This window comes from Arthrobacter pascens (assembly GCF_030815585.1).
Taxonomy (GTDB): Bacteria; Actinomycetota; Actinomycetes; order Actinomycetales; family Micrococcaceae; genus Arthrobacter; species Arthrobacter pascens_A.
Genome location: NZ_JAUSWY010000001.1, coordinates 4242396 through 4264949, shown reverse-complemented (window position 1 = coordinate 4264949; position 22554 = coordinate 4242396). Strand labels below are relative to the sequence as shown.

The 22554-nt window shown below is 63.7% G+C and carries 20 protein-coding genes; 15 read left to right on the top strand and 5 right to left on the bottom strand.

Going from position 1 to position 22554, the window contains the following annotated elements:
* Positions 1 to 58 precede the first annotated feature (58 nt).
* Entirely contained in the window at positions 59 to 412 is a 354-nt protein-coding gene (locus QFZ30_RS19745; protein ID WP_307079159.1) for a hypothetical protein, read from the bottom strand.
* A 609-nt stretch (positions 413 to 1021) separates the two neighbouring features.
* Between QFZ30_RS19745 and QFZ30_RS19740 the strand changes: the two genes are divergently transcribed.
* From QFZ30_RS19740 to hpt, 4 genes are all read left to right on the top strand, one after another.
* On the top strand, positions 1022 to 3412 hold the full coding sequence (locus QFZ30_RS19740; RefSeq protein WP_307079157.1) for an excinuclease ABC subunit UvrA: 2391 nt from the start codon (positions 1022 to 1024) through the stop codon (positions 3410 to 3412).
* Between the two features lie 87 nt (positions 3413 to 3499).
* On the top strand, positions 3500 to 4633 hold the full coding sequence (locus QFZ30_RS19735; RefSeq protein WP_307079155.1) for a zinc-dependent metalloprotease: 1134 nt from the start codon (positions 3500 to 3502) through the stop codon (positions 4631 to 4633).
* 69 nt (positions 4634 to 4702) lie between these two features.
* Entirely contained in the window at positions 4703 to 5764 is a 1062-nt protein-coding gene (tilS, locus tag QFZ30_RS19730; protein ID WP_307079153.1) for a tRNA lysidine(34) synthetase TilS, read from the top strand.
* A gap of 31 nt (positions 5765 to 5795) precedes the next feature.
* Positions 5796 to 6347, top strand: coding sequence for a hypoxanthine phosphoribosyltransferase (hpt, locus tag QFZ30_RS19725; protein WP_307079151.1), 552 nt, complete (start codon positions 5796 to 5798; stop codon positions 6345 to 6347).
* An 89-nt stretch (positions 6348 to 6436) separates the two neighbouring features.
* Here the strand turns inward: hpt and QFZ30_RS19720 are convergent, their stop codons facing one another.
* On the bottom strand, positions 6437 to 6733 hold the full coding sequence (locus QFZ30_RS19720; RefSeq protein ID WP_307079150.1) for a hypothetical protein: 297 nt from the start codon (positions 6731 to 6733) through the stop codon (positions 6437 to 6439).
* Between the two features lie 500 nt (positions 6734 to 7233).
* On the opposite strand from QFZ30_RS19720, the gene QFZ30_RS19715 reads away from it, so the two are divergent.
* Positions 7234 to 7689: an AAA family ATPase gene (locus QFZ30_RS19715; RefSeq protein WP_307079148.1), complete on the top strand. Its 456-nt coding sequence runs from the start codon at positions 7234 to 7236 to the stop codon at positions 7687 to 7689.
* 138 nt (positions 7690 to 7827) lie between these two features.
* Positions 7828 to 8565: a DinB family protein gene (locus QFZ30_RS19710; RefSeq protein ID WP_307079146.1), complete on the top strand. Its 738-nt coding sequence runs from the start codon at positions 7828 to 7830 to the stop codon at positions 8563 to 8565.
* Between the two features lie 539 nt (positions 8566 to 9104).
* On the opposite strand, the gene QFZ30_RS19705 is transcribed toward QFZ30_RS19710, so the two are convergent.
* The 3 genes from QFZ30_RS19705 to QFZ30_RS19695 all read right to left on the bottom strand — a co-directional run bounded on the left by QFZ30_RS19705 (position 9105) and on the right by QFZ30_RS19695 (position 11063).
* The gene (locus tag QFZ30_RS19705; RefSeq protein WP_307079143.1) at positions 9105 to 9842 is read right to left on the bottom strand and encodes a hypothetical protein; all 738 of its coding nucleotides are present in this window, start codon (positions 9840 to 9842) and stop codon (positions 9105 to 9107) included.
* 364 nt (positions 9843 to 10206) lie between these two features.
* Positions 10207 to 10593, bottom strand: a complete 387-nt coding sequence (locus QFZ30_RS19700) for a serine hydrolase (protein ID WP_307079141.1) — start codon at positions 10591 to 10593, stop codon at positions 10207 to 10209.
* Between the two features lie 11 nt (positions 10594 to 10604).
* Complete coding sequence (locus tag QFZ30_RS19695; RefSeq protein ID WP_373462866.1) at positions 10605 to 11063, bottom strand: serine hydrolase domain-containing protein; 459 nt, start codon at positions 11061 to 11063, stop codon at positions 10605 to 10607.
* Positions 11064 to 11278: 215 nt separating this feature from the next.
* Between QFZ30_RS19695 and QFZ30_RS19690 the strand changes: the two genes are divergently transcribed.
* The 9 genes from QFZ30_RS19690 (at position 11279) to folP (ending at position 22543) form a co-directional block, all read left to right on the top strand.
* Complete coding sequence (locus tag QFZ30_RS19690) at positions 11279 to 12556, top strand: ABC transporter substrate-binding protein (RefSeq protein WP_307079139.1); 1278 nt, start codon at positions 11279 to 11281, stop codon at positions 12554 to 12556.
* Positions 12557 to 12651: 95 nt separating this feature from the next.
* The gene (locus QFZ30_RS19685; RefSeq protein WP_307079137.1) at positions 12652 to 13539 is read left to right on the top strand and encodes a carbohydrate ABC transporter permease; all 888 of its coding nucleotides are present in this window, start codon (positions 12652 to 12654) and stop codon (positions 13537 to 13539) included.
* Positions 13539 to 14516, top strand: coding sequence for a carbohydrate ABC transporter permease (locus tag QFZ30_RS19680; protein WP_307079135.1), 978 nt, complete (start codon positions 13539 to 13541; stop codon positions 14514 to 14516). Before QFZ30_RS19685 ends, QFZ30_RS19680 begins: the two co-directional genes overlap by 1 nt.
* A 27-nt stretch (positions 14517 to 14543) precedes the next feature.
* On the top strand, positions 14544 to 15935 hold the full coding sequence (locus QFZ30_RS19675; RefSeq protein ID WP_307079133.1) for a NosD domain-containing protein: 1392 nt from the start codon (positions 14544 to 14546) through the stop codon (positions 15933 to 15935).
* Positions 15936 to 15990: 55 nt separating this feature from the next.
* A complete protein-coding gene (locus QFZ30_RS19670; RefSeq protein WP_307079131.1) occupies positions 15991 to 17040 on the top strand; it encodes a LacI family DNA-binding transcriptional regulator in 1050 nt (349 codons plus the stop codon).
* Between the two features lie 70 nt (positions 17041 to 17110).
* Positions 17111 to 18700, top strand: a complete 1590-nt coding sequence (locus QFZ30_RS19665; RefSeq protein ID WP_307079129.1) for a glycoside hydrolase family 32 protein — start codon at positions 17111 to 17113, stop codon at positions 18698 to 18700.
* Between the two features lie 191 nt (positions 18701 to 18891).
* Positions 18892 to 20958: an ATP-dependent zinc metalloprotease FtsH gene (gene ftsH, locus QFZ30_RS19660; RefSeq protein ID WP_307079128.1), complete on the top strand. Its 2067-nt coding sequence runs from the start codon at positions 18892 to 18894 to the stop codon at positions 20956 to 20958.
* A 9-nt stretch (positions 20959 to 20967) separates the two neighbouring features.
* On the top strand, positions 20968 to 21612 hold the full coding sequence (folE, locus tag QFZ30_RS19655) for a GTP cyclohydrolase I FolE (RefSeq protein ID WP_307079126.1): 645 nt from the start codon (positions 20968 to 20970) through the stop codon (positions 21610 to 21612).
* 10 nt (positions 21613 to 21622) lie between these two features.
* Positions 21623 to 22543 (top strand): dihydropteroate synthase, encoded by a 921-nt coding sequence (gene folP, locus QFZ30_RS19650; RefSeq protein WP_307079124.1) that lies wholly within the window; start codon positions 21623 to 21625, stop codon positions 22541 to 22543.
* Positions 22544 to 22554: the final 11 nt, after the last annotated feature.

Here is a 22554-nt window from a genome sequence, read left to right as displayed (position 1 = left end):
AGACCTTTTCCTGTGCTCATGGGGCTCGAAACTACCCGCTAAGGAGCGCATCAAGGGTCTATTCCCGAGCTTCGGCCGGTTGGCCGGCACTCTTGCCTCGCGCCGGCGACTCCACTGATTTTCGCGGCCAGATGCTGAAGCTGGCTGCCCAGATTAACTCGATCGCCACAATGATGCCGAGAACGCCGTACCAGCCGGTGAGCGCTTCGGTGCGGGCGGAGTTACCTATCCACCATGTGATTGCCGCGATGATTCCGGCAGCAATGATCGCGGCGACCATGGTCCGAATAACATCGGTCCAGCACTGCTTCGTATACTGCGCTCCGGTTGGCTTCACCGGCAGCGATCCGCCGGCGAAGCGACGCGAGAAACGGTCGTCTGCCCAAGCAATCATGCGGTGGCCGTAGGTCACGGAGAATCCTATATAGAGGGCAGCCAGCCCGTGGTGCCACGAGGCCGTGGCCCCAGTTGCCAAGTGAGCGGTGACCGCACCCAAGAGCACAACGTCAATGAGCGGAGCGCAAACCAAGAGGGCTGTGCCGACGTGCCGGGAACCAAGAAGATACCGGGCCGCCAGTCCGCCCAGGACAGCAACCCAAAAGCCGATCTCGCAAGCAATGATTACAGCCAGGACCACCGTTAGCTCCGTTCGATTGGCACCAAAACTGCGATCGAGATCAGGGGTTCCCAGCGCCGGATGACAGAAGCCGAACCCTAGGTTTTGCCGCAGGCACCACCCTACCCGGGCAACTCCCCGCCGTCGGCTCCAGGGAGGGACCGCAAGTTCCTACTCGGGCTGAACGGGCTAGACGGCAGGCCGCTTGCCCGGCCACCACCAGCCGGGGCCTGAGAGGGCACGCCAAATCCGTTGACAAATCCGGCCAGCACACCGAAGGTGACCTTTGCCGCGGCCGTTCCGGCGAAGGATAACCAGACGAACACTGCTCTAAGCTGGTCACATCGAGCCCGGCAACGCCGATGGAAACCGCGAAGGCCGGCCCGCCTAACGGATGGAGAAACGATGAGCACTGCCACGAGGACGGACACGCAGTCGCCTGCGCTGCACGTTGCCGACAGCCACGATGTGATCCGCGTGCAGGGCGCGCGTGAGAACAACCTCAAGGACATCAGCGTCGATCTGCCGAAGCGCCGGCTGACCGTGTTCACCGGCGTCTCTGGTTCGGGCAAGAGTTCGTTGGTGTTCAGCACCATCGCTGCAGAGTCGCAGCGGATGATCAACGAAACCTACAGCGCATTCGTACAGGGCTTCATGCCCAACCTGGCGCGGCCCGAGGTCGACCACCTTGAGGGGCTGACGACGGCGATCATCGTTGACCAGGAGCGGATGGGCGCGAACCCCCGCTCCACAGTGGGCACTGCCACCGATGCCAATGCCATGCTCCGAATCCTCTTCAGCCGGCTGGGCGCCCCCTACGTCGGCCCGCCCACGGCATTCTCGTTCAACGTCCCGACGCGGAAGGCCAGCGGGGTGATGAGCACCGAGAAGAGCGGAAGGGTCGAGAAGAGCGTCGTCCAAAACGCGGTCTATCTGGGCGGCATGTGTCCGCGCTGCGAGGGCATGGGCTCGGTCTCCGACTTCGACCTCTCTGCGCTGTACGACGACAGCAAGTCGCTCGGCGAAGGCGCCCTGACAGTCCCCGGCTACAGCATGGACGGCTGGTACGGCCGCATCTTCAGCGGCGCCGGCTTCAACATGGACAAGCCGATCGCGAAGTTTACCAAGAAGGAACTGCACGACCTTCTCTACAAGGAACCGACCAAAATCAAGGTCGAGGGCATCAACCTCACCTACGAGGGCCTGATCCCGAAAATCCAGAAATCGATGCTCTCCAAGGACGTCGAGGCGATGCAGCCCCACATCCGGGCCTTCGTGGAGCGCGCCATCACGTTTCAGGCCTGCCCCGAATGCGACGGCACAAGGCTCAGCGCGGAGGCCAGATCCTCGAAGATCCAGGGCAAGAACATCGCCGACCTCTGCGAGATGCAGATCAGCGATCTTGCCGCGTGGGTCCGCGAGCTGAAGGCGCCTTCGGTCGCGCCGCTCCTGAAAGGTTTGCAGCACCTGCTCGACTCGTTCGCCGAAATCGGGCTGGGTTACCTGTCGCTGGAGCGGCCGGCGGGCACGCTGTCCGGGGGAGAGGCCCAGCGTACCAAGATGATCCGGCACCTGGGCTCGTCCCTCACGGACGTCACCTACGTCTTTGACGAGCCGACGATCGGTCTGCACCCGCATGACATCGAGCGGATGAACCAGTTGCTGCTGCAGCTGCGCGACAAAGGCAACACCGTGCTGGTTGTCGAGCACAAGCCGGAGACCATCGCCATCGCTGACCACGTGGTTGACCTCGGCCCAGGGGCAGGCACCGACGGCGGCAGCGTCTGCTTCGAAGGAAGCGTGGAGGGGCTGCGGGAAAGCGACACCGTCACCGGCCGCCACCTCGACGACCGGGCCAGGGTCAGGGAATCGGTGCGTACACCGGCCGGCACGCTCAAGGTGCGTGGTGCCTCGACGCACAATCTCAAGGACGTAGACGTCGACATTCCGCTTGGCGTGCTGTGCGTGGTCACAGGTGTTGCGGGTTCGGGCAAGAGCTCCCTGATCCACGGCTCGGTGGCCGACCGCGACGGTGTTGTGGTGATTGACCAGGGCGCCATCAAGGGATCGCGGCGGAGCAACCCCGCGACGTACACGGGCCTCCTCGAACCGATCCGCAAGGCATTCGGGAAGGCCAACGGCGTGAAGCCGGCACTGTTCAGCTCCAACTCAGAAGGTGCATGTCCCACATGCAACGGCGCCGGCGTCATCTTCACCGAGCTGGGCGTTATGGCCACCGTCGAGTCCACCTGCGAGGTCTGCGAGGGCAAGAGGTTCCAGGCGTCAGTATTGGAATATAAGCTGGGCGGCCGCAACATCGCCGAAGTGCTGGCAATGTCGATGACCGAGGCCGAGGTGTTCTTTGGCGACGGTGAGGCCCGGACGCCGGCGGCCCACAAGATCCTCGACCGGCTCGTGGACGTCGGACTCGGCTATCTCACCCTCGGCCAGCCCCTCACAACGCTGTCTGGCGGCGAGCGGCAGCGCGTCAAGCTGGCCACCCAGATGGCAGAGAGGGGCGACGTCTACGTCCTCGACGAGCCCACCACCGGCCTGCACCTCGCCGATGTCCAGAACCTGCTGGGCCTCCTCGACCGCCTGGTGGAGTCCGGCAAATCAGTCATCGTCATCGAACACCACCAGGCGGTCATGGCGCATGCTGACTGGATCATCGACCTGGGTCCCGGCGCGGGGCACGACGGCGGCCGGATCATCTTCGAGGGCACACCCGCAGACCTTGTCGCCGAGCGCCCCACTCTTACCGGCAAGCACCTCGCGGCCTACGTCGGCACCTGACCCCAGGTCGCCTTCCAGGCTGCTGGGGCGTTCGCCGGTGAGCGAACTTAAGGACGATCCGCCGTCCGCTGTGTTCTGATGGGACTTATGGAGTCCACTGCACGTGATTCGTCAGCGCCCGCGTCGTCCACCCCGGCACAGTCCCTGATCAACTGGGACCTCGCCGCCTCCACCGCGGCGCGCCTCGCGTCCGCCGGCCCTGTGTTGAGTTCGGCGGAGATCGGCGACGCCGTGGACAGCCTGCGCCACCTGGCGGATGCTTCTGTCCCGCACGTGCACGAAATCACGGGCTTGGAGGCCGCCCGGGACCTCCGTGACTCAAACGTCCTGGTAGTGGACCGCGCCAACTGGGCCAAGGCCAACACCCAAAGCTTCGCGGTGATGCTCAGGCCCGCTATTGAAAAGATGCTGGAGAGCCGCCGTGGCACGGTCAGCCCTGCGGCCGCCAGCGTCAGCGGCGCCATCACCGGCAGCCAGTTGGGCGCCGTCCTGGCCTTCCTGTCCAGCAAGGTCCTGGGCCAGTACGATCCGTTCGCTGCCTTGGCCGAGGGTTCCAACGCACCGGCTGGCGGACGGCTGCTGCTTGTGGTTCCCAACATCGTCGCCGTGGAGCGCGAGCTCAACGTCACGCCGGAGGATTTCAGGCTGTGGGTCTGCCTGCACGAGCAGACGCACCGGGTGCAGTTCGCTGCGGCGCCGTGGCTCAGGCACCACATGCTGGCGGAGATCGACAACCTCAGCGCGCATCTGTTGGGAAACGTGGACTCCCTGATGGAACGCGCCTCTGCCGCCGCACGCTCCCTCAAGGACCGCGCCGCTACGGGCGACACCCCGGGTCGCGGTGCCATCCTGGACCTCCTGCAGAACCCGGAAGAGAAGGCATCCCTGTCCCACCTGACAGCGGTGATGAGCCTGCTGGAGGGCCACGCTAACGTGGTGATGGACGCCGTGGATGAAAACATTGTGCCGTCCGTAAAGACCATCCGGCAGCGCTTCAATGACCGCGGGAAGGACCGCGGTGTGATCGAAAAGTTCATCCGCAGTCTGCTGGGGCTGGACGCCAAGATGCGCCAGTACTCCGACGGCGCCAAGTTCGTCCGCGGGGTGGTTGACGTGGCCGGGATGGAGGGGTTCAACAGGGTCTGGGAATCCGCGGATCATCTGCCCACCGAACCCGAAATCCACGACGCCAAGCTGTGGCTGGACCGGATGGGCCTCTAATTGCCGGAGGTCCCAAGCGGACGACGGCGGCCCGGCAGGCTGGCGCCCGTCGTCGGCAAGGCGCGCAAAATGGTTCGGGACGCCCTCGCCCAGGCCGGCTACCCTGCACACGTGCTGGTGGCCTGCAGCGGCGGACCGGATTCGCTGGCCCTGGCCTCAGTGGCTGCCTACTTCGCCCGCCGCGGCCACGTTGACGGGCACCCCGTGACGGTCGGGGCGGTGGTGGTGGATCATCAGCTGCAGGACGGTTCGCCCCAGGTCGCCGCGCAGACTGCGGATGCCCTCAAGGAGCTCGGGCTCTCCCCGGTGGATGTCCTCACCGTGACTGTAGCGAGCACCGGGATGGGTCCGGAGGCAGCCGCAAGGGATGCCCGCCATTCCGCGCTGGAGTCCGCCGCTGCCCAACAGGGAGCAGCTGCCATCCTGCTGGGGCACACCCTGGACGACCAGGCCGAACAGGTCCTGCTGGGCCTTGCACGCGGCTCCGGCACCAGGTCCCTGGCCGGGATGAGGCCTGCCCGTGGGATCCTGCTCCGGCCTTTTCTGGGGCTCCGCCGCGCGGACACCCTGGAGATCTGTGACGTTGAAGAGCTGCAGCCCTGGCATGACCCCAGCAACGCTGATCCGGCATTTGCCCGTTCGCGGACCCGGGTGGAAGTTCTGCCGCTGCTTGAGGAAAAGCTGGGGCCCGGCGTTGCCGAGTCACTGGCACGCACGGCATCCATCCTGCAGCTCGATGCCGACTATCTTGAGGACGTGGCGGAAAGCACCTTTGCCGCCCTGGCAGAGCGTTCCGGACCGGAACTAAGCCTTCCGGAGGAAGCGCTGGCAGACCTGGCGCCGGCCATCAGGTTCCGGGTCATCGCCAAGGCCGCGGCCGTCGTCGGGGGCCAACAGCCCAGCTACCAGCGCCTGCTGGCGGCGGAAGCACTGCTGCGGCGGCAGGGATCCGCCGGTCCAGTTGAGCTCCCCGGCGGCGTGAGCGTCTACCGGCTGTCACTGGCCGAGTTGGACGCCGCTGGCCGGCGCGCTGCACGCGGTGTCCAGCCCGACGGCGGTGCCACCGTTCCCCGTGAAGGCGCCCGCTGTGGGAAGCTAGTATTCCGGCCTCAAAAACCGCCCCAAAAATAGTCGCACCCCCGCATCTACACAGGAGCCATTGGTGGATTCAAACGACGTCCAGGCAGACCTTAAGCACGTTCTCTACACCAAGGAACAGATCCAGCAGCGGATCACCGAGCTCGCTGCCCAGATTGACAAAGACTACGAAGGTCGCGAACTCCTTATCGTTGGCGTGCTCAAGGGCGCAGTGATGGTTATGGCCGACCTCGCCCGCGCGCTCCACAGCCACGTATCCATGGACTGGATGGCAGTTTCGTCTTACGGTTCGGGCACCCAGTCATCGGGCGTGGTCCGGATCCTCAAGGACCTGGACACGGACCTGATGGGCAAGGACGTCCTGATTGTGGAGGACATCATCGACTCCGGCCTTACGCTGTCCTGGCTGAAGACCAACCTCGAATCCCGGGGGACCGCTTCGGTGGAAGTCTGCACGGCGTTCCGCAAGCCCACGGCCGCCAAGGTCCAGATCGACGTCAAGTACGTGGGCTACGACATCCCCAACGAGTTCGTGGTGGGCTACGGCCTGGACTACGCCGAGAAGTACCGCAACCTGGACTTCGTGGGCACGCTGGCGCCGCACGTTTACGAGTGATCTCCACCTGAGACGCGCCGAGTTGGCGTTCGCGGCAACCGAACCGCGGATTGCCATCCTCTGCCAACTCGACGCGAGCCCGGTCCGGCCTAGGGTGTCGGCCTGAACGAGTGCGGGCTGCCGTGGGTCTGGAACTCAGCGGACGTTCCACAATCGAGGACCTTCGTGCCGGAGGTGGCGCCGTCAAGGACTACTGTCCGCACGGGCACTGAGGCCAACGTGTTGTTCGTGGCGGTGAAGTTGTTGCTGCCCGAGGCCACCAGCACGATGGTGGGCGGCTGGGTTGGCGGGTTCACAGAAACCGCCGGGACGTCATAGCAGAAATGGTTGTTGGTCACCGTGTTGTTGCTGCCGGCGACGTGGACCAGGCCGAAGAGATCATCCAATCCGTTGCTGTAGGGCTTGAGCGGATCGAACGGCTCAATCTGGCGCAGGAAGTGGTTGGCCGCCCCAAGGTTCTCCGTGCAGTTGCCTTCGAAATGATGGTTGACCGCGTGCAGTTCTTCAAATGGACGCTGCTCCGGCCCCGCGGAGGGTGCCGTATAAGGCCCGCCCCTTCACCGGACGGGTCTTACGGGAGGGTGTTTTGCGAGCGCAGCAACGATATGAATTGCAGCGATAAATGGCGGTCTTTTCGCAGCGCTAAATGTCACCCTCGTTGCTCTCAGCTGATCCTCTAATGGTGAAGAGCGCGGCCCGCACGGGCAGACATATCAGCTGTCTGCTCATGCCGGCTGTCTTGAAACTTAGCGATTCGAGACAGGAAGATTTTGAGACACCGAGTTGGAGGGGGAACCCTCCCTGCTGGTTAATTTGAGGCCGTCACCGCTGGATTGCCCTCTTCCTCATGGCATTTGGCCACTTTGTACCGGATACGCTGGCTAACATGTCTCTCGTTCTGATCACCGGCATGTCAGGGACGGGGAAGACAACGGTACTCATTGAGTTGTCTCGTCGGGGTTACCGAACACTCGATACCGACTACGACGGCTGGGTGCTCCCCGATGGCACGTGGGATGAATCACGCATGTCAGATCTCCTCTCATCCGAACCATCTCTAGTCATCTCTGGAACGGTCGAAAATCAAGGACGCTTCTACGACCGTTTCACTGCTGTTGCTTTGCTCAGTGCGCCGATAGAAGTCCTAATAGAGCGCGTGTCAGGCCGCACGAACAACCCCTACGGCACCTCGAACACAGATCAGTGCAGCATCCGCCAGTACGTCCTTGAAATTGAACCGCTGCTTCGAGCTGGGGCAACTGTCGAACTTGACGGCCGCCGAACGGTCGCAGAATTAGCGGACGCGATTGGCCGTCTCATGACAGCGTCGGATCAGACCTAACGTCACTGAGGGATCCCTAACGTGCTCTCGGGCGGTCAACCTCCCCATCTTTTCGAGACCGGTGGGACCGGCCTAAAGCGGTGGTGGTTTTCTGGCGTAGCTCTTACTCTTAGCCCCTCTGCACCGGATAATGGGGCGATGACGACCTATTTCGGCACGAAGGAGTTCGAAGGCGCGACCTTCGTTAAGGCGAGTTTCAAGGGCGCCACCCTGCGATTCTCCGATGTCAGCGGTGTATCGATGCGAGGCGTCGACGTTGACGGGCTCGACATCGACAGCCACGACCTGTTTTTCGGCAGCCTCTTCGTCAACGGGGTCGACGTGGTGCCGCTCGTGGACGCCGAGCTCAACCGGCAGTTCCCGGGCCGCGAGCTGCAGAAGGCGCAGACGCCTGAAGGCCTTCGTGAGGGGTGGAACGCTGTGCAGTCCGCGTGGCAGGAGACGGTGACGGGTACGCCGCTGGACCTAGTGGACGCGCACGTAGAGGACGAGTGGTCTTTGTCTCAGACCCTGCGGCACCTCATCCTGGCGACCGATGCCTGGCTTCGCGGCGGGATCCTGCGGAAGGAGCAACCGTTCCACGAGATCGGGCAGATTTTCACCGGTGCCGGCGAGATGGGCTTTGACATGTCGATCTTCCGCGTGGACCCGCCGGCGTACGAGGAGATCCTCGCGGTTCGGGCAGAGCGACAACGACAGGTAACGGATTTCCTGGCCACGGTGACGGCGGATTTACTCGCGGAGGAACGCGAGAACCCGTGGGGTGGCGGTGACTGGCGTCCTAGCGTCGGCGACTGCATTCGCGTGATCCTGGAGGAGGAGTGGGCGCACCTGCGATACATCCGACGGGATCTCGCTCGTATTCGTCAGAGCTAGAGGCAGCCAGCCACGCGGCGTGATGAGATTCTTGGCGCGTCACGGTGTCGGCCGTCCACAGCGCCGCTGCATCCGTCGCCGACGGGGGATCCACAAACGAACGCTGATGTGACGACAGCTTCCGTTTTGATTGGAAGGGGTTGTTGCACTGGGTACACGTTTTGCTTGTAGGCCAGTGTTCCACGGGGAGCGGATGCCTTACCTGGTGACGGTTGCGGAAGCCTTTCCGAGGAGGCCTGTGTCGTACAGAACGCGGTGGCCGTCGCTGAGGACGCGACGCGTTCCTTCGTCTAAGGGGGTGTCAGCCCAGCTCGAGGGAGCGATGCCCAATTCCACGATGACAGGAGCGCCCTGAAGCAGTGTTGAGGAAACGCCAGATTTGAGGCAGCTTTTCACCGCCCGGGTCTAACTAGCCGAGAGATCTGGCGGTAGCCTACGTCTCGTAACCCTAGGGATAAGAGGCGCAGAGGTTTCGAGACACCGAAGCGGATTGGATGGAGGGGGCGCCCGCGGGCGGGATCGCCTATCGCATCAGCTGGTCACTTGTCGGACCTGAACACGATCGAGTCGAAGATGGCGCGCGCCTCTTCAATCAGCGCCGGATCGATCGAGGGGTCGGATTGGCCCAGCTCGATCACGGCGCGTTCGCCGTTCAGGTCGACCGCTAGGTAGGTTGCGCGCTCGCCCCTAGTTGTGTACTGGCGTCCGTTGCAGTCCTGCGCGGAATCCGAGATGACGCATAACTTGCCGCCGTCGCAGGCGGGGAAGTCGACGTCGCTCTCGGCGGCGTGGTCGAACTCGAAGCCGGAGTAGTCGCCCACCACGACCTTGACGGGAGGGGTGGTTACCGTTGACGCCTGCGCCGTCATCGCATCGACGAACGCCTCAGCCGTCGGATCGATCTCGACGAGCGTGCCCTGCCACGCGCATGCGTCCGTCGGGACATTGTGGGGGGGCCAAAAAGACAGGAAGACATTCCATTCATCCGGGTAATCCGGGTCGTCCCTGCCCAGTTCCGCGCCGTTGTAGGTCCTCCAGCCGTCTGGGACGGTCATCTCGAAGGGCACCGGGTAGCCGGTCACGAGGTATGTGCCGGCGTCGAGGACGCCGCTGTCCGGGAACGGTGCGACCGTGTCGGCCTCCGTGGTCGATGCGGGGGAGGGGAGGGAGACGCCGTCGGGCTTATTCTCGCACCCGCCGAGACATCCAATCAGTGCGATAGCCACCAAGGGCAAGAGATGGCGCGACCGGTGAGCGGCCTTTTCGAGGGGTGTCATGGAGCTCATCGATCCACCAAGCCGCTACAGGGTACTGTGAGGCCCCGCAGCCGGGTGGCCCCGCGGGCGGCCCGAGATGGGATGCCGTCGACTCAAGTCTCCTCCGGCACGGAACCCGTGACAATGAAGAGTTGTACGGAGATCAGTTTCGACTCATGCAATCCCCCGAAATGACACGAGCGCCCTGAAGCAGTGTGGAGGAAACGCTAAATTTGAGGCAGCTTTTCACGGTGACTGTTAACGTCGTTTGGCGGTTATTTCGCAGCCTAAAGTGGCGGTTCTCCGGCAGTTGATGCGCTGGCCGGACGTCATACCTTGGTGCCATTCTCCTCCGTTGTCCTGTAAGTGCGCTCCGACCAGCGGATCAGCACATGTCGCGGAGGGTGATTTGCGCGATATCCACGATTTCCGCGTCCAACGGGTTTTCTCCGCCTTCGACATACGGGGCGGGCGGATAGGTGATGGCTATACTCACTTGGCGGTTGCCGTCGGCGCTGGTCATGGAGGCGGTGCCGTATCCGAGGATGTCGCCCGGGTGGCCGAAGGCGAAGCCGTTCGTGCAGGCGTCGTTCCAGCGCCACAGGCCCATTCCGTAGAAGGAAGCGTCGGCTCCTTTCATCTCGTCAACGGTGGCTGGCTTCAGGAGTTCGCCCTGCATTAGTGCCCTGTAGAACGTGTTCAGGTCCGAAACGGTGGAAACGATACCGCCCGACGGTGAGCCAATTTGGTACGCGGGGTATGTAACATCCACTTGCTTGGCGTCTATGAGTAGGTAACCGTGGACCATGTTCGGGGGTGGCGGTCCAGCCACTTCATGGACGTCCCCTTCAATCCCAGTGGCTCAATGATATCCGTCTTTATGACGTCGCCGATGGGTCGCCCCCGAAGCTTTTCCACCAGCATTCCCAGCGCAACGTAGTTCGAGTGCGAGTAATCGGTCTCCGGGACAGGGCCAGTCGTCCACGGCGTCTTGGCCGACCAGGAAAGCCGTTCAGTGAGGCTTAGCGTCGTGCCAAGTACCTCGTTCAGGGGCTTGGATGCGAACAAGTCCCGGGTGAACTCCGGCATCCCTGATGTGTGGTTCAGGAGTTCGCGGATGGTGATGGGCCCGGGAGGACGCATGAGGCCATCGAAGTCGGCCAAATGTTTGCCGACCGGGTCATCTAGTTTGATTTTGCCTTCCTCAGCAAGTTTCTGGCGAAGCCTGCCAAACCTTGCCAAAGCCGCCAAAATGTGCCAAAACGATTGGTCGGCGACCGAGGCTCACTGTAGGCGCCCGGCCAACTCGGGGTCAAGGGTGGAAATTTGTACACATGTGACCCTTGACACTCTGACGGACCACCTTCTAATGTGTTGCCAAGTCGTTTTGGCAAAACGATTTTTCATCCCACCAGTTCATCTCGCCATTCCGTTCGAGAGAAAGTGAGTCGACAGCGATGTCCACTCGAAAAACCATCAACAGGTTCGCCACTATTGGCGGCCTCTGCACCGCCGTCGCGCTTGCGGCCACTGGGTGCGGCGCCGGGGGCCCGTCCTCGTCCGGTAGCGCCGCCAGCACCGTTAACGTCCTAGTGGAGGCCGGCGGCCACGCCGAGCTGACTGGCGTGGCCGAGCAGTGCAAGAAGGACGCCGGAATCGACGTCAACTTTGTCGAGCTGCCCTACGACGGCATGTTCAACAGGCTTTCCAGCGAATTCTCCTCCGGCAACGTCTCCTTCGACGTCGCGGCATTGGACTCCGTGTGGCTGCCTAGCTTCAAGGACGCAGTCCAGCCCATCGACGAACTCTTCACCGACGAGGCCAAGAAGGACATCTTCCCCGCGCTCGTGAAGGAAGCGAACGTGGACGGCCACTTCATCGGCATGCCCGCCTGGACCAACGCTGAGATCATCCTCTACCGCAAGGATCTCTTCGAGGACCCCCAGAACAAGGCCGATTTCCAATCCAAGTACGGCTACGAATTGGCCGCGCCCACCACGTGGAAGCAGTACCAGGACATCTCCGAGTTCTTCACAAAGGACGGGATGTACGGCACAGACGTGAAGGGCGGAGTGGAGACCGAATGGCTGGCCCACGTCCTCCAGGCCGGTTCCCCGATGGTGCTGGATGAAAACAACAACGTGGTCATCGACAACGCGGCCCACAAGGAGGCGCTGGACTTCTACACCAGCCTGACACCGTCCGCCCCTCCCGGGGCTGCGCAGGTTGACTGGGCAGCGGCTCAGAACCTGTTCAACCAGGGCAAGACCGCTATGACCCGGTTCTGGGCACACGCCTACCGCCAGATTCCCAAGGACTCCCCGGTGGCCGGCAAGGTCGGCGCGGCTCCGATGATCGGGGGCAGCGCGGGAGTGGCAGGTGTTCCCGGCCCGTGGTACCTGACGGTTCCCAAGGGCACCAAAAACACGGACAACGCCAAGAAGTTCATCAAATGCGCGTACGACCACAACAGCCTGGGCATCGAGTCCAGCCTGGGCCTCGCCTCACGCATCTCCGCCTTCGAGAAGTACCAGGACCAGCCCGGTTATGAAAGCTTCGGCCCGCTGATCGAAACCCTCAACGGGAACGCCACCGCTACCCGCCCGGCAACCGAAAAGTGGCAGCAGATTGTGGACACCGTCCTGGTGCCGCTCCTGCAGAAAGCTGTGGCCGGCGGCGACTCCACTACCCTCCTGGCCGACGCGAAGAAGCAGATCCAGGACCTCCTCAAGTAAGACTCCGCGGCCGGCATCTGACCGTACGGCACCAGCCACATCGGTGCCGGCCGCGGCCCCAACAAGCAGAACCCCAACAAGCGGAAGAGAAAACCGTGCGCATCTCCGATCGCCGCTTCGCAATGTTCCTGATGACCCCGGCGGCCTTGTTCCTCGCCATATTTGTGGCCTACCCACTGCTCCGCCTGGTCACTGACAGCTTCTTCAAGATCTCGCCCATGGCCGGCGGTCCCCGTGACTTCGTGGGCATGGACAACTATCTCCGGGCCTTCGCTTCGGAAGCCTTTATGGGAGCCGGCTGGCGCACGCTGGCCTACACCCTGGTGGTGGTCACCCTCGAGTTCGCGCTCGGGCTCGGGATGGCCTTGCTGTTCACCATGCTGGGCCGCAACTCCCAGATCTGGCGGACCGTGTTCCTGTATCCGCTCATGATCGCGCCCATCGTGGCAGGCCTGCTGTGGAAGTTCCTGATGATCGACAACTTCGGCCTGATCGGAACCCTCATGCACCAAGCCGGACTGCTGGCCAACCCCAACCAGATCGGCTGGCTGTCCGACCCCAACATCGTGCTGTTCTCGGTGGCGATTCCGGACATCTGGCTCACCACGTCGTTTATGTGCCTGGTGCTGTTTGCCGGCCTGCAGAACATCCCGGGCGACCTCATCGAGGCTGCCAAGCTGGACGGGGCACGCGCCCCCGCACTGCTCTTCCGCATCATCCTTCCATTGCTCCGGCCCGTCATCGCCGTGGCACTGGTAGTGCGCGGCATCGACGCCGCCCGTGCCTTCGACACGATCCTGATCCAGACCAACGGCGGCCCGCAGTCCGCCTCGGAAACCATGAGCCTGCTGATCTACCGCACCATGATCCGCTTCGGCGATCCTGGGCTGGCAAGCGCCATGGGCACCATCTACCTGCTGGCCATGCTCGGCGTCGCCTTCTTCGCCGTCGCCACCATCTGGCGGCCAGGAAAGGACAACTGATGAGCCTCGCAGACCACCGCCTTGGCGGCACAAAGTCAACTGAAACCACCCTGCCGGCCGCAGCGGCGGGTTCCCGGAAGGGCACAAAGACCCACACGGACACTGGGGGAGGCCGCAGGCGCCGTCCCCGTCATCACGCGGAGGGCCTTGAGGCAGGCAAGCGCAGCACCAGGACGCTGCTCTGGATCCTCCTCGCGGCGGCCATGATCCTCTACGGCTTCCCGTTCCTCTACCTGCTCTTCACGTCCTTCAAGACGCCGATCGACACCATCGCCGTTCCGCCCACCATCCTCCCCAGGGAATGGACCTTGGAGAACTACACCAACGCGCTGGGCCGCAGCGGGGTGCTGGCCTCCTTCATCAACAGCACCCAGACGGCCATCATCAGCACGGTTCTGTCCCTGGTGCTGGCGGTACCGGCTGCCTACGGGATCACCCGGTACAAGACCCCCAGCGGCCGGGTGTTCATCATGGCGGCACTCGTCACACGGATGGTCCCGCCGGTGGCCATCGGCATCCCGCTCGCATCGATGATGTCGGCAGCGGGACTCGCCGACACACCGATCGCCCTGTCCATCGCCCACACCACCATCTCGCTGCCCCTCTCGATCTGGCTCATGTCCAGCTTCTTCGAAGCCGTTCCGCAGGACTTGGAGGAAGCGGCCACCGTGGACGGCTGCAGCAGGCTGGGCGCCCTGTGGCGCGTGGTCATCCCTGTAGTGTCCGGCGGCATTGCGGTAACGGCCATCTTCGCCTTCCTCGCTTCCTGGAACGAATTTCTGTTCGCCCTCCTGATGACCGCCGTCAGGTCCCAGACCACCCCCGTGGTCATCGCAAACTTCCAGACGCAGTTCGGACTGGACTGGGGATCCATGACGGCACTCGCCGCCGTCTACTCGATCCCCGTTATCGTCCTCACGCTTCTCTTGCAGCGCAAGATCGTCGCGGGCATGACGCTCGGCGCCGTCAAGGGCTGAGAAACCACCACACAAAGGGAAGAACTTATGTCAAGCAACAACTGCTACGACGTGACTACATGGCCCGTCGGTAATCCGTCGGAGGACGTCGGCGAAGTAATCAACAGCATCATCGCTGACATCAAGGACCGGCAGACGGTCACCGATGAGAACAATGGAGGAAAGCCAGGCGCGGTGATCTACATTCCGCCCGGGGACTACCACCTCCGCACGCAGGTGGTGATCGATGTCAGCTTCCTCAGGATCCATGGCTCCGGACACGGCTTTACGTCGTCGAGCATCCGGTTCAACGTTCCCGAAGACGAATGGCCCGACTTGCATGAGCTGTGGCCCGGAGGGAGTCGCGTTCTGGTTGACATTCCCCTCGCCGGAGACGGTGAGGAATCCGAGGGAGCCGCGTTCTACGTTGAGCGGAGCGGGAGCCCGCGGATCAGCTCGGTGGAGTTCTCCAACTTCTGCATCGACGGGTTGCACTTCACCCCGGATGGCTCGGGGATGCATCCGGAGAACACCTACGCCAACGGCAAGACCGGGATCTACGTCGCGGACGCCAATGACTCATTCCGCGTGAATGGCATGGGGTTCGTCTACCTTGAGAACGCTCTCACCATCTACAAGGCGGACGCGCTTTCCATTCACGACAACTTCATAGCCGAATGCGGAAGCTGCATCGAGCTGCGCGGGTGGGGACAGGCATCAACGATCACCGACAACCTGGTCGGAGCAGGCCCTAAGGGCCACTCGATCTACGCCGAGAACCATGGCGGGCTCCTGATAACCGCGAACAACGTGTTCCCCCGTGGTGCGAGCAGCGTCCATCTCAAGGGCGTCACGAGGTCAAGCGTCACGAACAACCGTTTGCATTCGTTCTACCCTGGCATGCTGATTCTCGCAGCGAATAGTACGGAGAACCTCGTGGCCACGAATCACTTCTTGCGTGACCATGAGCCCTGGACGCCCTTCGTGGGAGTCGACAACGGACTGAACGACCTCCACGGGCTTCTCTGTGTGAGCGGCAGCAACAACTCTGTCGTCGCCAACCACTTCTCCCAGATCATCGACTCAGAGAGCATCCGGCCGGCAGGTGCGACGCCTGTCATCATCCGGCTGATGGCGGGGGTTGGCAACTTCGTCTCCAGCAACCACGTGGTGGCTATGGACGTTCAATCCAAGTCAAGTGACTCTTGCTTCTCGGCTCAGGTGGACGCTCTGTTGGCGACCGAGGCTTCGGACGGCCTCGCCGTTACGGCCGTCATGGTCGATTCCGAATCAGCCAGGAATACGATCCTTGATTCCGGAAGTGATGCCCAAGTTATCGCGGATAGGGCTGTTAACGCCTTGAGGGCCACACCCACGGTCGGTTTCCCGCCATCGAACACGGCAACGCCGGCAACCCGGGAAACGATTACCCGTCTGTAGCCTAAAAGCCAGGCCTGACCAGCACTGAAACCAAACCAAAAGGACGTGGAGACCGTTGAGCAACAAGAACATTGGCATCAAGGACGTAGCAGTCGCCGCCGGGGTGTCTGTGACCACGGTTTCCCACGTCCTGAACGACGTGTCCTACGCACGGATCAGCCCGGATACCAGGGACAAGGTGAAGTCGGCCGCCGAGCAGCTGGGTTACGGTCCTAACCGCCTGGCCCAGGCACTCCGGACCCAGCGGACCGGCATGCTGGGGTTGGTCAGCGAGGACATCGCCACCACGCCCCATGCCGGGCGGATCATCCTCGGCGCAGACGAGGCCGCGCGCGCACGCGGCTACAACCTCATGATCATCAACACGTCCGGCTCGGCCAGTGCCGAATCCCGGGAGGCCGACGTCGAGGCCCTCCTGGAGCGCCGGGTGGACGGTATCCTCTACGCCACCATGTACCACCGGGACGTGCAGGTCCCGGCGAACCTGGGTAACGTACCCACCGTCCTGGTGGACGCTGTCAGCACGGGCCGAAGCCTCACCGCCGTAGTGCCGGACGAGGAAGGCGGCGCCCGGGCCGCCGTCGCAAGTTTATTGGCAGCGGGCCATACCCGTATCGGTTTCCTTAACAACACCGACGACGTTCCGGCCACCCGCGACCGCCTCCGCGGCTTCCGGGCCACCTTGACGGAAGCAGGGCTCGACGGCGAGACGGCACCTGTTGAATCCGAGCTGTCAGAAGTGCCGGGAGGCTACGAGGCAGCACGCCGGATGCTGGACAGGCCGGACCGGCCCACCGGGCTGTTCTGTTACAACGACCGGATGGCCATGGGCGCCTACCGTGCCGCGGCAGAGCTGGGACTGGCCATCCCGGACGACCTGTCAGTGGTGGGTTTCGATGACCAGCAACTCATCGCCGCCAACCTGCACCCGGGCCTTACCACCGTTGCCCTCCCGCACTACGAAATGGGCGCGTGGGCTACCGACAGCCTGATTGACGCCATCGAAGGAAAAACTGACCTGGCCCTCATGGCCCTCCACCCGACCATTCTGGACTGCCCCCTGGTGACACGGGAATCCGTGGCGGCACCCGCGCCGCCGCGCTGATCACTGACCGCCGTTCACCGTCCTGACAGACCCGGCACTCCTACCTACCAGACCAAGGATCAACACCATCATGTCCAGTCGCCTCGATGACGCACGCCCGCAGCCACCCCAGCTGCCGCTGGCACAGCTGCAGCCAATTGCCGTGAAAGCGCAGGCGGATACGCCCCATTACCGCCCGGCAATTCACTACACGGCGAGGGACACCTGGCTTAACGACCCCAACGGCCTGGTCTACTACGGCGGCACGTACCACCTGTACTACCAGAACAATCCGCACGCGAATGTATGGGGCAACATGTCCTGGGGCCACGCCACGTCCACTGACTTGGTGCACTGGACGGAGCAGCCGGTCGCCATCGCCTGCGATGCCACTGAGGACGTCTATTCCGGAAGCATCGTGGCGGACCAGGCCAACACCTCCGGATTTGGCACTGCCGCCAACCCTCCGCTGGTAGCCATCTACACCAGCGCCTTTAAGGACGGGACACCGCATGCCGGCACGCAGGCCCAATCCCTCGCGTACAGCAACGACGCCGGCATGACGTGGACCAAGTTCAGCGGGAACCCCGTCCTGACACGGGCTTCGGCCAACTTCCGCGATCCCAAGGTCTTCAGCTATCCCGGCCCGGACGGTCCGGAGTGGGTGATGGCCGCCGTCGAGGCCGGGGAGCAGAAGGTGGTCTTCTACCGTTCGGCCAACCTGCGGGAATGGGCGCTTGCCAGCGAATTCGGGCCGGCCAACGCAGTCGGGGGAGAGTGGGAATGCCCTGACCTCTTCCCGCTGCCTGTGGATGGGGATCCAGTCCACGCCAAATGGGTGCTGGTGGTGAACCTCAATCCGGGCGCCGTGGCCGGCGGGTCCGGCGGCCAGTACTTCGTGGGAGATTTCGATGGCGCCACCTTCACCCCGGATCCTTCTTCCCTGCTGGAATCCCCGGTGGACGGGACCGATCCCGCCAACGCCGCCAGGCTCCGTGAATGCCGCTGGCTGGACTGGGGCCGCGACTACTACGCAGCAGTGTCCTTCAGCAACGCCCCCGACAACCGGCGCATCATGATCGGCTGGTTGAACAACTGGGACTACGCCAACTCGCTGCCCACTTTCCCCTGGCGGTCCGGCATGTCCCTGGCCCGGGAAGTCACCCTGGAAATGGTGGACGGCCGGCCCTGCCTGGTCCAGAAACCCGTCCTCCCGGGCCGTCGGAACATACAGTCCATCAGCGGCATGGATCTCTGCGACCGTGTACTCAGGCTCCCGGACGTCGTACCCGGCACGGCGCAGCTCATCGAGGCGGAGATCCTTCCGGGCGCAGCGCAGAAGGTCGGCTTCCGGTTGTGGGCAGATTCCGACGGCGGCGCTGCGGCTGTCTTGGCCTACGACCCAACCGCCGGGCTGCTGAGTCTGGACCGCCGCAACGCGGGGGACACCGGGTTCCACCCAAGCTTTCCTTCGGCTGAGTCCTCCCCGCTGGCCTTGGACGGCGGCGTGCTCACGCTGCGCATCGTCGTCGACCATTGCTCGGTGGAGGTGTTCGCCCAAGGCGGGAAGGTGGTCCTGACCGACCTGGTGTTTCCCTACGCCGGACAATCGGGCACATCGGTGTTCGCCGACGGCGGGCCCGCCACCATCAGGAAGCTGGACGTATCGGCTCTCAGCTAGTACGGCCGGCGGGAACCGGCCTCCGTGCGCGGCCCCTCCTCCTCTTGCTACGCCCAGAGGGAACTTTTGAGCGATTCCGTGCGTGATTTACTCCGAACGGTGTATAGCTAGAAGCTGAAGCAGCACCACACACGCGCGCAAACCACTCGCCGTGCGGCACTACCAGGAGGGACGGGGCCAGCCCCGAACAGATGAAAGCTAAGAATTTCTTCAAGGGCCCGGGCATCTGGATCGTTGTTGTGATCGGCATGCTCCTTGTGGCCTTTGCAACGCTGGCTCCCGGCGGCGCGGCGCGGATCGACACAGATAAGGGCCTTGCGCTCCTTGCCGACAGCGGCAAAGTTGAGCAGGCGAAGATCTTCGACGGTGAAAACCGCGTGGACCTGGTGCTGAAAGACAACCTGCAGGTCGACGGTCAGGACAAGGGCAAGAGCGTCCAGTTCTTCTTCGTGGACGCCCGTGCCCAGGACGTGGTCAAGGCCGTCACGGACGCCAAGCCCGCCAGCGGCTACACGGACCAGCCCATCGAAAGCAACTGGTTCTCCGGCCTGCTCTCCCTCTTGATCCCAGTTATCCTGCTGGGCGCGCTGTTCTGGTTCCTGATGACCCGGATGCAGGGTGGCGGCTCCAAGATCATGCAGTTCGGCAAGTCCAAGGCCAAGATGGTCAACAAGGACATGCCGCAGGTGACGTTCGTGGACGTTGCCGGTGCGGACGAAGCCGTTGAGGAGCTCCAGGAAATCAAGGAGTTCCTGCAGGAACCGGCCAAGTTCCAGGCGGTGGGGGCCAAGATCCCCAAAGGCGTGCTGCTCTATGGCGCTCCGGGAACCGGCAAGACCCTCCTGGCCCGTGCTGTTGCCGGCGAGGCCGGCGTGCCGTTCTTCTCCATCTCCGGCTCGGACTTTGTTGAAATGTTCGTCGGCGTCGGTGCCTCCCGCGTCCGCGACCTCTTCGAGCAGGCCAAGGCCAACTCGCCCGCCATCATCTTTGTGGACGAGATCGACGCCGTCGGCCGTCACCGCGGTGCCGGCATCGGCGGCGGCAACGACGAACGCGAGCAGACCCTCAACCAGCTCCTGGTTGAGATGGACGGTTTCGACGTCAAGACCAACGTCATCCTGATCGCCGCCACGAACCGTCCCGATGTCCTGGACCCCGCGCTGTTGCGTCCGGGCCGTTTTGACCGCCAGATTTCCGTGGACGCACCGGACCTCATCGGACGTGACCAGATCCTGCAGGTGCACGCCAAGGGCAAGCCGATGGCCCCGGGCGTTGACCTCAAGGCGGTGGCGAAGAAGACTCCCGGTTACACCGGCGCCGATCTGGCCAACGTGTTGAACGAGGCCGCACTGCTCACGGCGCGCTCCAACGCCAACCTCATTGACGACCGTGCCCTGGACGAGGCCATCGACCGCGTTATGGCCGGCCCGCAGAAGCGCAGCCGCGTCATGAAGGAGCACGAGCGCAAGATCACTGCCTACCACGAGGGTGGACACGCCCTGGTAGCTGCCGCGCTGCGGAACTCCGCCCCGGTCACCAAGATCACCATCCTGCCCCGCGGCCGTGCCCTGGGCTACACCATGGTGGTGCCGGACAACGACAAGTACTCCATCACCCGCAACGAGCTGCTGGACCAGATGGCCTACGCCATGGGCGGCCGCGTCGCCGAGGAGATCGTCTTCCACGATCCCTCCACGGGAGCCTCCAACGACATCGAAAAGGCCACCTCCACGGCCCGGAAGATGGTCACTGAGTTCGGCATGAGCGAACGCGTGGGTGCTGTGCGCCTGGGCCAGGGCGGCGGCGAGCCGTTCCTGGGCCGCGACGCCGGGCACGAGCGCAACTACTCGGACCAGATCGCCTACGTGGTGGATGAGGAAGTACGGCGCCTGATCGACCAGGCGCACGACGAGGCCTACGCCATCCTCACCGAGAACCGTGACGTCCTGGACCAGCTGGCCCTTGAGCTCCTGGAGCGGGAAACCCTGAACCAAGCCGAGATCGCGCACATCTTCTCGGAGATCCGCAAGCGTGACTTCCGTGAGGTCTGGCTTTCCAAGGAAACCCGGCCGGTCCAGCAGGCCGGCCCGGTGGAGTCCCGTCAGGAGAAGGCCGAACGCGAGGCACAGGAGGAAGCCAAGGAAGCGCGACTTGAGGAACCGCTGGACGCGCAGCCCCCGCACCCGCAGGGTGTCCCGGAGGATGCCCCGTTCCAGAGCGGAGTCACCGACTCGGGCCCAGACGGCCTCCACGGCTAAGCTTCTTCTGTGACTCACTTCGACGACGACGACGCTCCCGCCTCCGCCGGACTCCCGGCGGAGGACGGATCCCACCCCAAAAAGCACCACAAGGTGGACCGGCCCCGGATCGAGGCGGCCGTGCGGGAAATCCTGATCGCCATCGGAGAGGACCCGGACCGCGGCGGCCTTCAGGACACGCCAAAACGTGTGGCCAAGGCCTACTCCGAGGTCTTCGCCGGGCTGCACCACGATCCGGCGGAGATCCTCTCCACAAAGTTCGATCTTGACCATGAGGAACTGGTCCTGGTCAAGGACATCCCGTTCTACTCCACGTGTGAGCACCACCTGGTCCCGTTCCACGGGGTCGCACATGTGGGCTACATCCCGTCCCACGACGGAAAAGTGACGGGGCTAAGCAAGCTGGCACGCCTCGTGGACATCTTCGCGCTGCGTCCGCAGGTGCAGGAACGGCTCACCACGCAGATCGTCGAAGCACTGGTCAGCCACCTCAAGCCCCGCGGCGCGATTGTCGTCGTTGAATGCGAACACATGTGCATGTCCATGCGCGGTGTCCGCAAGCCCGGAGCGAAGACCGTCACCAGCGCGGTCCGCGGGCAGCTTCATGACCCGGCCACCCGTGCCGAAGCCATGAGCCTCATACTCGGAAGGTAATTATCAGACCATGGACTCACTAGCTGCAGCCCCAGGAACCGGGCCCGCTACATCCCCGCTGCCCATCCTGCGCAAACCCCGCGCGGCCGCGAAATTTGAAGACCTGCCCACCGACCGCACCCTGGTGATGGGCATCCTGAACGTCACCCCGGATTCCTTCAGCGACGGCGGCAAGCACCCGACGCCGGACACCGCCATCGCGGCCGGCCTGCGGATGTTCTACGCAGGAGCGGACATCATCGACGTCGGAGGAGAATCAACGCGTCCCGGAGCGGACGATGTCAGCCCGGAAGAAGAACAGCGGCGCGTGGTCCCCGTCATCCAGGCGCTGGTGAAAGCCGGCGCGCTGGTCAGCATCGACACCACCCACGCCGCCACGGCAGCGGCCGCGCTGGAAGCCGGTGCAGCCATCATCAACGACGTCTCGGGCCTCAGCATCGAGCCGGAGATGGCCGAGCTGGCGGCCACGTCAGGGGTGCCCTACATCCTCACGCACCGGCGCGGGGATGCGCGCACCATGAATTCCCTCGCCGAGTACAGCGACGTTGCCGCCGAAGTGGTGGCTGAACTGGCCGGCGTCCGGGACAAGCTCTACGCTGCCGGCGTCAGCCCGGAACAGATCATCGTGGACCCCGGCCTGGGGTTCGCCAAGAACGACGCCCAGAACTGGGAACTCCTGCAGAACCTGGACCAGCTGAACAGCCTGGGACACAGGGTCATGGTGGGCGCCTCGCGCAAACGCTTCCTGGGCACGCTCCTCACAGTGGCGGGAAAGTCTGCCGCCCCCGAGGAGCGGGACGCCGCCACCGCGGCGGTAACGGCCATCAGTGCCGTCCGCGGTGCCTGGGCTGTCCGGGTGCACGACGTCGGTCCCAGCCTTGACGCCGTCAAGGTCGCCTCGCGCATGGCTGCCGCCCGCACCACCCAGTAGGCGGCGGACCC